The sequence below is a fragment of the Micromonospora sp. NPDC000442 genome (assembly GCF_042898635.1).
Taxonomy (GTDB): Bacteria; Actinomycetota; Actinomycetes; order Mycobacteriales; family Micromonosporaceae; genus Micromonospora.
On the sequence record NZ_JBIAYZ010000001.1, the window covers coordinates 122280 to 136982 of the forward strand.

Annotated in this window: 13 protein-coding genes and 1 pseudogene; 3 read left to right on the plus strand and 11 right to left on the minus strand. The window is 71.7% G+C overall.

Annotated elements, in window-relative coordinates:
- Window positions 1-40: 40 nt before the first annotated feature.
- The 6 genes from topA to ACFY2A_RS00615 all read right to left on the minus strand — a co-directional run bounded on the left by topA (window position 41) and on the right by ACFY2A_RS00615 (window position 8038).
- Complete coding sequence (gene topA, locus ACFY2A_RS00590) at window positions 41-2866, minus strand: type I DNA topoisomerase (RefSeq protein WP_387166685.1); 2826 nt, start codon at window positions 2864-2866, stop codon at window positions 41-43.
- Window positions 2867-3168: 302 nt separating this feature from the next.
- Complete coding sequence (locus tag ACFY2A_RS00595) at window positions 3169-3939, minus strand: hypothetical protein (RefSeq protein WP_363923650.1); 771 nt, start codon at window positions 3937-3939, stop codon at window positions 3169-3171.
- The gene (locus ACFY2A_RS00600) at window positions 3930-4472 is read right to left on the minus strand and encodes a hypothetical protein (protein WP_387166688.1); all 543 of its coding nucleotides are present in this window, start codon (window positions 4470-4472) and stop codon (window positions 3930-3932) included. Before ACFY2A_RS00600 ends, ACFY2A_RS00595 begins: the two co-directional genes overlap by 10 nt.
- A gap of 118 nt (window positions 4473-4590) precedes the next feature.
- Complete coding sequence (locus ACFY2A_RS00605) at window positions 4591-6969, minus strand: sodium-translocating pyrophosphatase (protein WP_387166691.1); 2379 nt, start codon at window positions 6967-6969, stop codon at window positions 4591-4593.
- Between the two features lie 293 nt (window positions 6970-7262).
- A complete protein-coding gene (locus tag ACFY2A_RS00610) occupies window positions 7263-7697 on the minus strand; it encodes an ATP-binding protein (RefSeq protein ID WP_093404069.1) in 435 nt (144 codons plus the stop codon).
- Window positions 7697-8038 carry an STAS domain-containing protein gene (locus tag ACFY2A_RS00615; RefSeq protein WP_363923656.1) on the minus strand — a complete coding sequence of 114 codons (342 nt, stop codon included), beginning with the start codon at window positions 8036-8038 and terminating at the stop codon, window positions 7697-7699. Before ACFY2A_RS00615 ends, ACFY2A_RS00610 begins: the two co-directional genes overlap by 1 nt.
- Before the next feature lie 227 nt (window positions 8039-8265).
- Between ACFY2A_RS00615 and ACFY2A_RS00620 the strand changes: the two genes are divergently transcribed.
- The 3 genes from ACFY2A_RS00620 (at window position 8266) to ACFY2A_RS00630 (ending at window position 11693) form a co-directional block, all read left to right on the plus strand.
- Window positions 8266-10731 (plus strand): DEAD/DEAH box helicase, encoded by a 2466-nt coding sequence (locus ACFY2A_RS00620; protein WP_387167460.1) that lies wholly within the window; start codon window positions 8266-8268, stop codon window positions 10729-10731.
- 106 nt (window positions 10732-10837) lie between these two features.
- Window positions 10838-11044, plus strand: a complete 207-nt coding sequence (locus ACFY2A_RS00625; RefSeq protein ID WP_387166694.1) for a hypothetical protein — start codon at window positions 10838-10840, stop codon at window positions 11042-11044.
- Between the two features lie 70 nt (window positions 11045-11114).
- Window positions 11115-11693, plus strand: coding sequence for a hypothetical protein (locus tag ACFY2A_RS00630; RefSeq protein WP_164446463.1), 579 nt, complete (start codon window positions 11115-11117; stop codon window positions 11691-11693).
- Window positions 11694-11998: 305 nt separating this feature from the next.
- Here ACFY2A_RS00630 and ACFY2A_RS00635 read toward each other — a convergent pair whose 3' ends face one another.
- From ACFY2A_RS00635 to ACFY2A_RS00655, 5 genes and pseudogenes are all read right to left on the minus strand, one after another.
- Window positions 11999-12319: an Rv3654c family TadE-like protein gene (locus ACFY2A_RS00635; RefSeq protein WP_387167463.1), complete on the minus strand. Its 321-nt coding sequence runs from the start codon at window positions 12317-12319 to the stop codon at window positions 11999-12001.
- 242 nt (window positions 12320-12561) lie between these two features.
- Complete coding sequence (locus ACFY2A_RS00640; protein ID WP_387166698.1) at window positions 12562-12930, minus strand: TadE family type IV pilus minor pilin; 369 nt, start codon at window positions 12928-12930, stop codon at window positions 12562-12564.
- Entirely contained in the window at window positions 12927-13055 is a 129-nt protein-coding gene (locus ACFY2A_RS00645; RefSeq protein ID WP_205808979.1) for a DUF4244 domain-containing protein, read from the minus strand. The genes ACFY2A_RS00640 and ACFY2A_RS00645 overlap by 4 nt, the downstream gene beginning before the upstream one ends.
- 62 nt (window positions 13056-13117) lie before the next feature.
- Window positions 13118-13909 (minus strand): type II secretion system F family protein, encoded by a 792-nt coding sequence (locus ACFY2A_RS00650; RefSeq protein ID WP_387166701.1) that lies wholly within the window; start codon window positions 13907-13909, stop codon window positions 13118-13120.
- Window positions 13909-14619: pseudogene (locus tag ACFY2A_RS00655) on the minus strand (type II secretion system F family protein); the annotation flags it as partial. The gene ACFY2A_RS00650 and the pseudogene ACFY2A_RS00655, both read right to left, overlap by 1 nt.
- Between the last annotated feature and the right edge of the window lie 84 nt (window positions 14620-14703).

A 14703-nucleotide genomic window follows, 5' to 3' on the forward strand; every position in this document is an offset into this window, starting at 1 on the left:
GCGCCCCTCCAGGGGCAGTTTCGGACCAAGATCGGCGCGGTCAGTCGGTGGTGCGGGCTTTCGCCGGGGTGGATTTGGCGGCGGGGGTCTTCTTCGCGGTCGCCTTGGTGGCCTTGGTGGCGGTGGTCTTCGCGGCCTTGGTGGCGGTGGACTTGGTCGCCTTCTTGGCTGTCGCCTTCTTGGCCGGGGCCTTCTTCGCGGCGGCCTTCTTCTTCGGCGCCGGACCCTTCGCCCGCTTCTCGGCGAGCATCTCGGAGGCCTCCTCGATGCTCAACGCCTCGGGCGTCTGGCCGCGCCGCAGCGAGGCGTTGGTCTCCCCGTCGGTGACGTACGGGCCGAACCGGCCGTCCTTGATGACCAGGGGCTTCTCGGTCAGCGGGTCGACGCCCATCTCCCGCAGCGGCGGGGCGGCGGCCCGACGTTGGCGGGTCTTCGGTGCGGCCAGCAACGCCAGGGCCTCGTCAAGCGTGACGGTGAACATCTTGTCTTCCGAGTCCAGTGAACGGAACTCGTCACCACGCTTGACGTACGGGCCGTAGCGGCCGTTGTTGGCGAACACCTCCGCGCCGTCCGGGCCGACCCCGATCAGGCGGGGCAGGCTGAGCAGCTTGAGCGCCTGGTCGAGGGTGAGCGAATCCGGCGACTGCGAGCGCAGCAGCGACGACTTGCGCTCGCCACTTGCCACGTACGGGCCGAACCGGCCGGACTTGAGCAGGATCGGCTCGCCGGTCGCCGGGTCGTCGCCCAGCTTGCGTTCGCCTCCGCCGCCAAGGAACAGCTCGTGCACCTTCTCCGGGGTCAGCTCGTCCGGCGCCAGCCCCTCGGGAATCGGCGCCCGGTCGCCCGGGCTGGTGCCCTCCTCGCCCTCCGCAGCGGGTGCCTGCTCCTCGCCGGGCACCGAGCGTTGCAGGTACGGCCCGTACCGGCCGACCCGCACCACCACCTCACGCCCGTCCTCGTCGGTGAACAGCGGGATCGAGTTGACACTGCGCGCGTCGATCTCGCTGAGGTTCTCGGTGACCAACTTCTTCAGCCCGCCCGCGTGCGCGATGGCCTGGTCGCCGGTGCCGTTGCTGCTGCCGAAGTAGAAGGCGGTGAGGAAGTCGACGGCGGCGTGGTCGCCACCGGCGATCTCGTCCAGCTCGTTCTCCATGCTGGCGGTGAAGTCGTAGTCGATCAGGCGCGGGTAGTGCCGCTCCATCAGCCCGATCACCGCGAAGGCCAGGAACGACGGGATCATCGCCTGGCCACGCTTGACGACGTACCCCCGGTCCTGGATCGTCTGCATGATCGACGCGTACGTCGACGGGCGGCCGATGCCCAGCTCCTCCAGGGCCTTCACCAGCGACGCCTCCGTGTAGCGAGACGGCGGCTGGGTGTGGTGGCCCTGCGCGGCCAGTTCGTCGGCGGTCAGCGGCTGGTCCTTGACCAGGTTGGGCAGCCGGCGCTCGGCGTCCTCGGCCTCAGCGTTCTCGTCGTCGCTGGACTCGACGTACGCCCGCAGGAAGCCCGGGTCGGTGATGGTCTTGCCGGTGGCGCCGAAGTCGGCCTCCTCGCCGCCGGAGGTGGTCGCCCGGATCCGCACCGAGACGCTGGAGCCCACCGCGTCGGTCATCTGCGAGGCGATGGTGCGCCGCCAGATCAGCTCGTAGAGCTTGAACTCCTCGGCCGACAACTCCTTGGCCACGTCACCCGGGGTGCGGAAGTTGTCCCCCGCCGGGCGGATCGCCTCGTGGGCCTCCTGGGCGTTCTTCACCTTGCCGGTGTAGCGGCGCGGCTCCGGCGGCACGCTGCGCTCGCCGTACAGCTCGACGATCTGCCGGCGGGCCGCGGCGATGGCGGTGTCCGACAGGTTCACCGAGTCGGTACGCATGTAGGTGATGTAGCCGTTCTCGTAGAGCCGCTGCGCGGTGCGCATCGTCTGCTGCGACGAGAACCGCAACTTCCGGGCAGCCTCCTGCTGGAGGGTGGAGGTGATGAAGGGGGCGTACGGACGGCGCCGGTACGGCTTCTCCTCGACCCGGGTGACGGCGAACGGCCGGCCCTCCAGGCGGGCGGCGAGCCCCCGGGCACCACCCTCGTCGAGGTGGACCACGCCGGCACCGGGCCGGACCCGGCCGGTGGTCGGCTCGAAGTCCTTGCCGGTGGCGATCCGGTCGCCGTTCAGCGCGACCAGGGTGGCGTTGAAGCTGCGCGGCCCCTCGCCCGGGTTGGTCACGGCGAGGGTGGCCAGGATGTCCCAGTACTCGGCGGTGCGGAAGGCCATCCGCTGCCGTTCCCGCTCGACCACGATCCGGGTGGCCACGGACTGCACCCGGCCCGCCGAGAGCTTCGGCATGACCTTCTTCCACAGCACCGGGGAGACCTCGTAGCCGTAGAGCCGGTCGAGGATGCGCCGGGCCTCCTGGGCGTCGACCAGATCCCGGTCGATCTCCCGGGGGTTGGCCACCGCCGCCTGGATCGCCGGCTTGGTGATCTCGTGGAAGACCATCCGCCGCACCGGCACCTTGGGCTTGAGCGTCTCCACCAGGTGCCAGGCGATCGCCTCGCCCTCGCGGTCCTCATCCGTGGCCAGGAAGATCTCGTCGACCTCCTTGGCCAGCTTGACCAGCTTGCTGATCTGCTGCTTACGGTCGGCGGAGACGACGTAGAGGGCGTGGAAGCCGTTGTCGACGTCGACGCCGAGCCGCGCCCACGCTTCGCCCTTGTACTTCGCCGGCACGTCGGCGGCGTTGCGGGGCAGGTCACGGACGTGCCCGAAGCTGGCCTCCACGACGTACCCCGGGCCCAGGTAGCCCGAGATCGTCTTGGCCTTCGCCGGAGACTCGACGATGACCAGACGGGTGGTTCCAGCGTTGCTCGGCACGTCTGTTTCGACCTCATTCCCACTCAATGGCCGCGCCTGGCCGGATTGGGGCGCACTCGGCCCACCGGTACCCGGCGGTCCGGATGTCCAACGTAACGCGCCGTCCGTGTTTCGGGTTTCGGGGGCGAGGATCCGCCCCGGACGATCTGTGGTCACGCCAGACGGCGTCACCGTACACCCTGGGTAGGGTGTCGAGCGGGCCGCTGTGACCATGGCAGCCCCTCGGTGGAGGTCAAACCCGGCCGATTCTCCCTGTGTTCCCCGACACCCGGCTGTCTCCGATCGGACAGCCGCGCCGACCGTCAGGCCCGGGTCGGCCAGGCCGACGGCGGGCTCGCGGGCGGGCGCTCACCGACCAGCTCGGCCAGCCGCTGCGTCCGGCGGCGGCCCGCGATCCGGTACGCGGGCCCACCCGGGCCCGCCTCGATCAGCTCACCGGTCAGCCCGGCCGTGGCCAGGGCGGCACCCACCACTGCCCACCGCCGTGGGTCACTACCGCCGAGGCGGAGCAGGAAATCGGGCGGATCGGCCACTCCGGCCGCGGCGAGCCAGAGGCGCAGCCGCCGGCCGTCGAGCTGGAACCCGGGCGGCGGATGCTGTGTCGGACCGCGCAGCCAGGCCGCCGCGAGCGGCACGATCGTCCGGGTGTACGCGGTCCGCACCGCGTAGCGCTGGTCCTCGGTGGGTGCCCAGCTACTCCGGACGCCCCGCTGGGCCAGCTCAGCGATGAGCACGTGCACCCGCCATGCGGCCTCCACCACCACCGACAACCGGGCCGTGCCGCCCATCCGGTGCACCTCGCCCGGGCCGGCGAGCAGCCCGGCGAGGTCGGCCACCGAGGGTTCACCGGTCTCCGCGCCGAAGAAGACCAGTTGCCGGTCGGTGCCGGTGGCCTCGGCCGGCACGGTTGTCGGGCGGTCCGGAGAGTCCTCGTCGGCCGGCGGGTCGACGGGCATGGGCCGGCGGCCGGTCGGCCGACGACGGCGCGACGACGGTGGCGTCTCGACGGGCGGTGGGAAGGACACCGGCAGCGGTTGCGCCGCCGGTGTCTCGCCGGAACCGCTCAACGACATTCGGGTACCTCGTCGAAGGCGCGCTTCAGCTCCTCGGAGTGGAGTCGGCTGGTGTCCAGCGCGCTGGCGTCGTACTCCTGCTGGAGGGTTTCCACGGCGGCCTGGACACCGTCGTAGAAGGTGCCGGCCTCGCCGGTGCCGAGGCCGTCGATGGTGCTCCGGGCCCGACCGTAGGCGTCCCGCATCGACGCGAGTGAGGCGCGGAAGCCGGCGGAGACCTCCTCACCGTGCTCGACCTCGGGCACTCCGGCCTGCTCCACCTTGCGTCGGGCGGTCTCGCTGGCCTGCTCGGCACCGCCGAAGAGCCGAACCAGGTTCTCCTTGGCCTGCGCCGGGGTGGTCTGCGCGGTCATCTGCTGATCGGTGCTGTTGGTCAACTTGCTGATCTCGGCCCGCCAGGGGGTGAGCGCCGAACAGACCGAGGCGGCCCAGGCCCGCGGACTGGGGCCGCTGGAGCCGCAGGCGACCAACATCATCAGCGTGGCCAGGACAACCGTGAACTTTCCGGCGGCTGCCGCCCGGCACGTACGCATGCGTTGCAGCGTACGGCTTCTCTTCCCGGTCGGCACCGGTCATCGGTACCGGGTCCGGAGCGGCGACCGGTCCCCGGCCGGCAGACGTTGCCAACCGGGGACCGGTGTGTCCTACCCGTCAGGCCTTGATCGACTCCGGACGGGGGTCGGCAGTGCCGGTACCGCTGTCGGTGTCGTCATCCATGGCGATGCCCTTGCGCTTGCTGAACACCACCGACGCGACGATGATCGCCGTCGCCACCGCGGCGATGGTGATCCGCAGGCCCACGTTGCGGTCGTCGCCCACGCTCCAGGCCACCACGGCCGGCGCGATCAGCAGCGCGACCAGGTTCATCACCTTGAGCAGCGGGTTGATCGCCGGGCCGGCGGTGTCCTTGAACGGGTCACCGACGGTGTCGCCGATGACCGTCGCGGCGTGCGCCTCGGAACCCTTGCCGCCGTACGCGCCGTCCTCGACCATCTTCTTGCTGTTGTCCCAGGCACCACCGGAGTTGGCCAGGAAGACAGCCATCAGCGTGCCGGCCCCGATCGCACCGGCCAGGTACGACGCCAGCGCGCCGGGCCCGAGGCCGAAGCCGACAGCGATCGGCGCCAGGATGGCCAGCAGGCCGGGGGTCATCAGCTCGCGCTGCGCGTCCCGGGTGCAGATGTCGACAACCTTGCCGTACTCCGGACGCTGGGTGCGGTCCATGATGCCCGGCAGCTCACGGAACTGCCGGCGGACCTCCATCACCACGGCACCCGCCGAACGGGAGACCGCGTTGATGGCCAGACCGGAGAAGAGGAACACCACAGCCGCACCGATGATCAGGCCGACCAGGTTCTGCGGGTTCGACACGTTCAACGCGTTGAGGATCATGTCGTTGACGTCGCCCACACCCGCGTCGGCGTACGCGGTGCGCAGCGTGTCGGTGTAGGAGCCGAACAGCGCCGTCGCGGCCAGCACCGCGGTGGCGATCGCGATGCCCTTGGTGATCGCCTTTGTGGTGTTGCCGACGGCGTCCAGCTCGGTGAGCGTACGGGCGCCGTGCTCGTCGATGTCGCCGGACATCTCGGCCACGCCCTGGGCGTTGTCGGAGATCGGGCCGAAGGTGTCCATCGCGACGATCACGCCGACGGTGGTGAGCAAACCGGTACCGGCCAGCGCCACGGCGAACAACGAGAGCGTGATGGAGCCGCCGCCCAGCAGGAAGGCGCCGTAGACACCGGCGGCGATGAGCAGCGCCGAGTAGACCGCCGACTCCAGGCCGACACTGATGCCGGCGAGGATGACGGTTGCCGCGCCGGTCTGCGAACTCTTGCCGATGTCCTGCACCGGGCGCCTGTTGGTCTCGGTGAAGTAGCCGGTGAGCGCCTGGATGGCGGCGGCCAGCACGATGCCGATGACGACCGCGCCGATGACCACACCGCGCGGACCGAAGAGCGGATCTCCGCCGTTGACGTTGAGCGTCTCCCGCCAGTCGTCACCGAGCTGCGCCGCCCAGGTGGGCTGGAGGTAGGCGAACGTTGCCACCGCGACCAGCACCGCCGAGATCAGCGCGGAGAGGTAGAAGGCGCGGTTGATCGCGGTCAGGGCATTGCGGTCGGAGGCGCGCAGCCGGGTGATGAAGACGCCGATGATGGCGACGAGCACACCGATGGTGGAGATGATCAGCGGCAGCACCAGGCCGTCGGTGCCGAATGCGGCCCGGCCCAGGATCAGCGCGGCGACCAGGGTGACCGCGTACGACTCGAAGAGGTCGGCAGCCATGCCGGCGCAGTCGCCGACGTTGTCGCCCACATTGTCGGCGATGGTGGCGGCGTTGCGCGGGTCGTCCTCCGGGATGCCCTGCTCCACCTTGCCGACCAGGTCGGCGCCCACGTCGGCGGCCTTCGTGAAGATGCCACCACCGACCCGCATGAACATGGCCAGCAGCGCGGCGCCGAAGCCGAAGCCCTCAAGCACCGTCGGCGCGTCACCCCTGAAGATCAGTACGACAAGCGCGGCGCCGAAGAGGCCGAGGCCGACCGTGAGGAAGCCGACCACGCCACCGGTCCGGAAGGCGATCTTCATGGCCGACTCGCGGCCACCTTCACGCTCCCGGGCGGCGGCCGCCACCCGCAGGTTGGCCCGGGTCGCCAGCCACATGCCCGCGCCACCGATGAAGGCGCTGAACACGGCGCCGACCACGAAGAAGAGCGAGCGACCGATCTTCACCGCGATCTCGCTGCCGTCGGTGTCGTGCACCGGCAGCAGGAACAGCAGCACCACGGCGATCACCACGAAGATCGCCAGGGTCCGGAACTGCCGGAGCAGGTAGGCCGAGGCGCCCTCCTGCACGGCCCCGGAGATCTCCTGCATGTTTGTGGTGCCCCTGCCGGCGGCCAGCACCGTCTTCGTCAACGCGGCGGCGAAGGCGAGCGCGACCAGCGCGATCACCGCGGCGATGACGACGTACGTGACATTGGCTCCGGTGAGGGAGATCCCGCCGCCCTCGGCGGCCAAGGTGTCGGACATCTGTGTCCTCCTGTGCCGAACAACGCGCCGGCCGGTGGAGACGCACCGTCCGGCGCCTGGATGCGAATTCGCAAGCGCGCGCCGATCCACCCGGCGAACCAGCGACTCCACGCCCATCTGTGCTGGCTGCCGGGTGGATCACTTGCTGACAACCCGCGTACTCTAGCCCTCTCCAGTGTTCGAGGTCACACCGAGGTGGCGGCGGGTCTGGATGATCTCCGTCGCTGTGTTATGAACCGGAATCTGATATAGGAAGCGGTCCATGGTGATCCGGCAGCGGCCAGGCCCTCGATTCAGTGGTTGACCGGCCAGACCATCCGCACCTCGGTGCCGACGCCCTCGTCGACGGGACGAACCTGAAGGTCCTCGACGAATCCGGCGAGCAGAGCGAAGCCGACACCGGTGGTCAGATCGTCCTCGTTCAGTGATTCGTTGGCCAACTGGTCGGCGTCGAGCGCGGCCAGACCGATGCTCGCCTCGATCGGCGCCCGATCCACCACCCGCACCGAGTACGCCCCCGAGTCGGACATCTCCACGAGCACCGGCTCGGCCACGCCGTACTGGCGGTGCAGGGCGACCGCACGGGTGCACGCCTCGCCGATGGCCAGGCGGACCTCGTCGAGCAGATCCTCGCGAACGCCCGCGCGCCGGGCCACCGCGACGCCGACCAGCCGGGCGGTACGCACGTGCACCGGCGCGGGCGAGAAGGAGAGCCGGACCGTGGCCATCACTGGCCGGCGCCGGTCGCCGCTTCGACCGTCGGGTACAGCGGAAACACCTGGTCCAGCGCGGTGATTCGGAAGATCTTGAGCAGCGGCTCCTTGTCACAGACCAGGGCGAAGGTGCCGTCCGCGGTACGCAGCCGCTTGAGCGCGCCGACCAGCACACCCAGCCCGGTGGAGTCGAGGAAATCCACCCGACCCAGGTCGACGATCACGTGCCGGGCCCCGGCGTCGATCAGTTCCAGGAGCCGTTCGCGCAGCCGAGGGGCGGTGTAGACGTCCACCTCACCGCCGACCTCGAGCACCGTGTGCTCACCCACGGTCCGGGTCGCCAGTGACAGCTCCATCCGTCCTCCTCAGGCAGCCGTAAACTCTCTTGGCATCTAACCACTACCCCAGGGTCGGGCCGACCACTCACCGGGGCAGGTCCATCCGTACCCGGCACGCCGATTTCCCATTTCCGAACACCAGTGCGAGAGTGCAGGACGTGACCTCGGCAGCCACCGTATCCGCCGGCAGCGGCCCCGAGCGACCGCCCGGCACGGTCCCGGCCGACCCGCCGGGTCCGGTTCCCGTGGCCAACCCGCCGGATGCCGTCCCGGCCGGCCCGCCGGTCGTGTCGCCGGGGGAGCTGCTGCGCCGGCTACGCCAGCGACACCCCGCCGATCCGGTCACCCACGTCGAGCGGGTACCGCCCCGGGTCGGGGCGCCGGCACCGTGGCCGTCCTGGGCTCCGGAGGAGCTGCGCGCGGCGTACGCCCGGCGCGGAGTGGTAACACCGTGGCAGCACCAGGTTGAGGCGGCCGGCCTGGCGTACGACCGCCAGCACGTCGTGGTGGCCACCGGCACCGCGTCCGGCAAGTCCCTGGCGTACCAGTTGCCAGCGCTGGCCACGCTGCTCGCCGACCCGCGCGCCACCGTGCTCTACCTGGCACCGACCAAGGCGCTCGCCGCCGACCAGTTGCGCGCCGTCGCCGCGCTGGAGATCGAGGGCGTACGCCCGGCCTGCTACGACGGCGACACCCCGCGCGCCGAGCGGGAGTGGATCCGGCGGCACTCCCGATTCGTGCTGACCAACCCCGACATGCTGCACCACGGCATCCTGCCCGGGCACGCCCAGTGGTCCGGTTTCCTGCGTCGGCTGGCGTACGTGGTGGTCGACGAGTGCCACGTCTACCGGGGCGTGTTCGGCTCGCACGTCGCCCACGTGCTGCGCCGGCTGCGGCGGCAGTGCGCACGGTACGGTCGCGCCGCCGGACCGACGTTCGTGCTGGCGTCGGCGACCTCAGGCGATCCGGCCGCGGCAGCCGGCCGGCTGACCGGCCTCCCGGTAACGGCCGTCACCGAGGACACCTCGCCGCGTGCGGGGGTCACCTTCGCCCTCTGGGAGCCGCCGCTGCTCCCGGCAGCCTCGTCCGCCGCCGGGCCCACGCCGACACCACGCCGGGAGCCGTCCAGCCGAATGGCGCAGGCCGATCGGCGGGTCACGTCCGGACAGCCGGAGCCGTTCCCGGGTGCCCCATCCTCGTCCGGCGAGCCAGCTGCGGGGTCCGATCTGACCCAGGTTCGCCGGTCGGCGCTGCGGGAGACCGCCGACCTGCTCGCCGACACCGTCGCCGCCGGGGTACGCACGCTGGCTTTCGTCCGCTCCCGCCGGGGCGCCGAGGTGGTGGCTACCAGCGCCCGGCGCAGCCTCGACGAGGCGGTGCCGGGGCTCGGCGACCGGGTGGCCGCCTACCGGGCCGGCTACCTACGCGAGGAGCGCCGCGAGCTGGAGCGGGCGCTGCTGCACGGCGACCTGCTGGGGCTGGCCTCGACCAATGCCCTGGAGCTGGGGGTCGACCTGATCGGGCTGGACGCGGTCGTGATCTGCGGGTATCCGGGCACCCGGGCGTCGCTGTGGCAGCAGGCGGGCCGGGCCGGGCGTTCCGGCCAGGAGGCCCTTGCGGTACTGGTGGCCCGGGACGACCCGCTGGACACCTACCTGGTGCACCATCCGGAGGCGGTCTTCGGGGCGCCGGTGGAGGCGACCGTCCTCGACCCGGCCAACACGTACGTGCTCGGTCCACAGCTGGCCTGCGCGGCGGCGGAGGCCCCGTTGACCGCGGCCGACCTGGAGCTTTTCGGCGACGGCGCCAAGGAGACCGTGGCGGCGCTTGTCGAGGCGGGTGCGCTGCGACAACGGCCGACCGGCTGGTACTGGCGGCACCGGGAACGGCCCGCTGTGGATCTGCGCGGCGAGGGCGGTGCGCCGGTCTGCGTGGTGGAGGCGGCGACCGGTCGGCTGCTCGGTACGGTCGACGGCGGCTCCGCGCACTTCCTGCTGCACTCCGGCGCGGTCTACCTGCATCAGGGCGTGTCGTACGTGGTCGACTCGCTCGACCTGGACGACGGATGCGCGCTGGTGCACCCCGAGGAGCCGGACTGGTCCACCCACGCCCGCGACGTCACCTCGCTGTCGGTGGTCTCGGTGCGTTCCTACGTCGACGCCGGACCGGTCGGGCTCTTCCTCGGTGAGGTCGACGTCACCAGCCAGGTGGTCTCCTATCAGCGGCGACGGATCGCCACCGGCGAAGTGATCGACACCCGCCCGCTGGACCTGCCGGCGCGCGAGCTGCGTACCGTCGCGGTCTGGTTCACCCTCTCCCCCGAGTCGTTGATCGCCGCCGGGGTGGATCCCGCCGAGGTGCCGGGGGCGCTGCACGCGGCCGAACATGCCGCGATCGGGCTGCTGCCGCTGGTCGCCACCTGCGACCGGTGGGACATCGGCGGGCTCTCCACGGCGGTGCACCCGGACACCGAGGCCCCGACCGTCTTCGTCTACGACGGCCATCCGGGGGGTGCGGGCTTCGCGGAACGGGCGTACGGCATGGCGGCGTCCTGGCTCCGGGCCACCCGTGACGCGATTGCCGAGTGCGGCTGCGAGGCCGGCTGCCCGTCCTGCGTGCAGTCACCCAAGTGCGGCAACGGCAACAACCCGCTGTCCAAGCCGGACGCGATCCGGGTGCTCGACGTGGTGCTCACCAACCTGCCGGAATGACCTGGCCGGGTATGAAAACCGCAGCCGCCGGGCAATGATGGTGGGAGCGCTTCCATCGAGCGCTGTGCTTGCCGTTCGCTGTCCTTGCCAGCATGGAGGAGAGGCCGTGGCCGACACCATCGCCGAGACCGTCGACCTGCTCTACACCATTGACCAGGAGAAGCTCGACATCAACCAGCAGATCGCGCTGGGGACCGCGCTCGCCACCCTGGCCCAGGCCGAACGGCTGGATCAGATCAACGAACGCCTACGCACCATTCAGCAGCTGTTGACCACCATGACGCACCGGTCGGCCACCGACGGCATCCGCTGACGGGCGGACCCTGGACGCAGCCGTTGTCCGACTGTGCGACACTCCGGCGCACCACAATCGAGGAGTTCTCATGCAGCTCGACAGCTTGCAGGCGCAGCAACAGTTCCACATCCGCCAGCGGGTGCGGTTCATGGTCAACCAATACGAGGTGCACAGCGTCGCGCCGGACGGTTCCGAGGGCGGGCTGTTGGCATTCGCCCAGCAGAAGCGGCTCGCCTTCAAGGAGCAGGTGACGATCTACACCGACGAGTCCAAGCAGCAGCCGCTGCTCGGCTTCAAGGCGCGCCAACGTCTCGACCTCGGCGCCACGTACGACGTCACCGACCACGCCGGCAACCCGATCGGCCTGTTCCGGAAGGACTTCGCGCAGTCCCTGCTCCGCTCGACCTGGCACGTCGAGCAGGCCGGCCTGCCCAACGTCACCGGTCAGGAGCGCAGCATGCCGGTGGCACTGCTGCGCCGTTTCGTCGACTCGCTGTCCTGGTTGCCGTACCACTTCGACTTCGTCGCGGATGGCCAGCCCGTCTTCTCCGTCGTCAAGAAGTGGGGTCTGCGCGACCGGTACGTCGTCGAGATCCAGAACCCGCAGATCGACCGTCGCCTGGTGATCGCCATGGCCGTCGCCCTCGACGCCCTCCAGGGCCGCTGACGCCGCGTCCGGCCTCAGCCGCCCACCCCACCCGCACAGCCGATACCGCCTGGCCGGCCCGCTCGACGAACACGCCGAGCGGGCCGGCCCACCGGTCGCCGCGCGCCAGGCCGAGCGGGCCGGCCCACCGGTCGCCGCGCGCCAGGCCCCGGACACACGGGCGCACCACGCCGCGCTCCCGCCTCCCACCGGCCCCACCACGTCGTGCCGCGCTCAACCAGCCGCTGCCGCAGCGCCACGCCTCCCCCGGCGCCCCGGGCGTCGTCGGTGCCGTAGCCCACCGGCCGCAGTCGACCCGTACCCGGTCAGCCGCGTAGCGGCCCGGCCCGGCTGGTGGCCCTGGCGGTCCGCGTCATCCCCGGTAACGGATCCACGACCACCTCCGTGGTGACCAGCACATCCAGCCCGTCGAGCCGACACCACACCAGCCGGGCCCCGTTCGCGGCGACCAACTCCGCTGCCCGTGCGCACGCCACCGGCTCGTCCTGAAGAGCCCGAGCCGCACCGGCGAGGGCACCGAGGTCAGCGGCGACCCGGGCCTGCTGTCGCGCCACCCGGGCCGCTCCCACGCCCGCACCAAACAGACCTGCCACGACGAACAACAGCCCCACCCCGAGCAGGCAGATCGTGGCCCCGCCCCGCTCACCACCCCCGGTCGCCCGCCAACCCGCCCACCAGCAGAGCGTCCGACCAGGCGGCGGGGCAGACGGTGGCCGGCGGGCAGTCTGAGCCAGCACCCAGGCGATGGGACTCCGCCACCGGCCCAGCTTCCACCCCGGCCGCCGCTGCCACCTGGACGGACGACGCAGTCGACGGGCGTGAAGGCCGCGCCCCCGGGCGGTGGTGGCAGGGCAAGTTACGACGGCGCTCACGGTTGCGGCTCCGGGGCACCCGGTTCGACCGCAGCGACGACCGTGGCCGCGACGCTGATCGTGGGCAGATCAGTACCGAGGGCGCGGACAGACGCACGGACCGTCGCGCGGACGTGCTCACCGTCCGAGACGACGACCACCTCCGCACCGGCCGGTGCGTGCCGGCTGCCGGCGGCGGTGCCCGGCTCTCCCCGGGAGGCGGCGAGCGCCGCCTCCCGGGCCGCGTCCAGGCACGCCGCCTTGGTGCTCACCGCGTTGATCGTGGTCAGCCCGGTGAGCAGGAGCAGCACCAGCGCCGGCAGGCCGGCCGCCATCTCGGCCGTGAACGATCCCCGGTCGTGGCCGGCCGGCCGGCGCCCGGTCACTTCAGTGCCCGGTCGATGACGGCGGTCAACGCGGACTGCACACCGTCGGAGGTCAGCACCTTGAGCAGGACACCGCCGAAGGCCACTGCGGCGAGCGTTCCGACCGCGTACTCCGCCGTGTTCATCCCGGCGTCCCCGCGAAGGCGGGCGAGGATTCTGCGCACGTGTTCGTCCTTTCTCGTTGGGTTCACAGCACGTCGCCAAGGACAGCGACGATCACCGGCACCAGACCGGCGAGAATGAAGGCGGGTAGGAAGCAGAGGCCCAGCGGCAGCACGATCAGCACGCCGGAACGGCGGGCGGCCGCCTCAAGCGCCACGGCCCGGTCTGATCTCAGGTCTTCGGCGAGCCGGGCCAGCGCTCCGGCCAGCGCCGCGCCACTGCTCGCCGAGCGGATCGCGGCGGTGGCCACGCGGTGCGCTCCCGGTACCGCCGCCAGATGTCCCCACGCCTCCTGGGGCCCACCGCCGAGTTGCAGCGTCCGGCCGACCCGGGCAAGTTGCCGGCCCAGCGGACCACCGAGCGCGTCGGCCACTGCGAGCACCGAGCGTTCCAGGGGTGCCCCGGCCCGCAGCGCCGCCGCCAGCAGGTCAGCGGCGAGTGGTAGGTCGGCTGCGGCGCGCAGCCGGCCACGGCGGACGGCCGGCGGCTCGATCCGCCGGAGCAGCCGGTCGAGCAGCACCGCCGTGGGCAGTGCCGCCACCGCGCCGGGCCAGCCTTCGACCAGTACCGCCACCGCCAGGCCGGACAGCCCGGCGGCCAACCGGACCAGGTCCGGCCGCCACGGGACCGAACCCCGTGGCGAGGCTGCCGAAGCCCGTGGTGTTGGCTCGCCGGCTCGCCCGTCCCGCTGGACTGCCGGCGACGCCCCGCTGGACAGCCGACGCAACCGACGCCGAGGCCGGTACCGGCCGACCACGAGCGCGGCGGCCAGGGCGACGCCGGTCAGACCACAGGCGACCAGGGGCGGCCCGGACATCAGCTGTCCCCGACCGAGGTGACCGAGAGACGCTCCGCCCAGAGCAACCCGATCACCTGAAGACCCACGGCAGCGGTCGCGCAAGCGCCACCGATCGGGGTGTGCAGCAGCACCTGGAGCGGGTCCACCCCGATCCCGTATCCGAGGCCGATCCCGCCCAGCGGCAGGGCAGCCAGCAACCAGGCGGTGGCCCGGGCACCGGACGCCTGTGCCGTGGCCGCGGCCAGCCCTCGGTCGGTCGACCGGGCATCGGCCTCGATCCGCTCCACCAGATCGGCCAGCGGCGCCCCCGTACGCTCGGCCAGCCGTACCGCAGCCCCGGCCAGTCGCCCGAGGCGGTCCTCCGCGGAACCGGGTCCTGCCCCGTCCGGCAAGCGTTGCTCGGACCCGGTGGGTCGGCCGTCGACGGCCTCGTCCGTCCGAACCGGTTGCGCCGCGGCCGAAGTGGCGTTGAGGAACGAGCTGGTCAGCGCCTGCGCGGCCACCGGCACCGGCAGACCCACCCGCAGATCCGCGGCCAGGGCACACAGCTGATCCAACCGCTCCCGGCGATCCCGGGCGACCCGGCTCACGGTTGCCCGACGGAGCAGCGCCCGCACACCCAGTACGCCGTAACCGGCCAGCGCCACTGCCGCCACCGGACCGGCGAGCAGCCCACCGACCCCCGCACCGAGCAGGCAGGTAAACACCAAGACGCTTCGCGGTGTCGCCAGCCGCGCCGTCGGTCGGCTCACCCCCGGTGGGCGTTGCTCAGTCTGATCCCGGTGGTCGATAGGTACGCGCCGGTCGCTCTG

What these genes read in the sequence shown, in the direction of transcription:
- ACFY2A_RS00595 (WP_363923650.1), bottom strand. Translation starts at nt 3,939, where the DNA reads ATGTCGTTGAGCGGTTCCGGCGAGACACCGGCGGCGCAACCGCTGCCG.
- ACFY2A_RS00600 (WP_387166688.1), bottom strand. Translation starts at nt 4,472, where the DNA reads ATGCGTACGTGCCGGGCGGCAGCCGCCGGAAAGTTCACGGTTGTCCTG.
- ACFY2A_RS00605 (WP_387166691.1), bottom strand. Translation starts at nt 6,969, where the DNA reads ATGTCCGACACCTTGGCCGCCGAGGGCGGCGGGATCTCCCTCACCGGA.
- ACFY2A_RS00610 (WP_093404069.1), bottom strand. Translation starts at nt 7,697, where the DNA reads ATGGCCACGGTCCGGCTCTCCTTCTCGCCCGCGCCGGTGCACGTGCGT.
- ACFY2A_RS00615 (WP_363923656.1), bottom strand. Translation starts at nt 8,038, where the DNA reads ATGGAGCTGTCACTGGCGACCCGGACCGTGGGTGAGCACACGGTGCTC.
- ACFY2A_RS00630 (WP_164446463.1), top strand. Translation starts at nt 11,115, where the DNA reads ATGCAGCTCGACAGCTTGCAGGCGCAGCAACAGTTCCACATCCGCCAG.
- ACFY2A_RS00645 (WP_205808979.1), bottom strand. Translation starts at nt 13,055, where the DNA reads ATGAACACGGCGGAGTACGCGGTCGGAACGCTCGCCGCAGTGGCCTTC.
- ACFY2A_RS00650 (WP_387166701.1), bottom strand. Translation starts at nt 13,909, where the DNA reads ATGTCCGGGCCGCCCCTGGTCGCCTGTGGTCTGACCGGCGTCGCCCTG.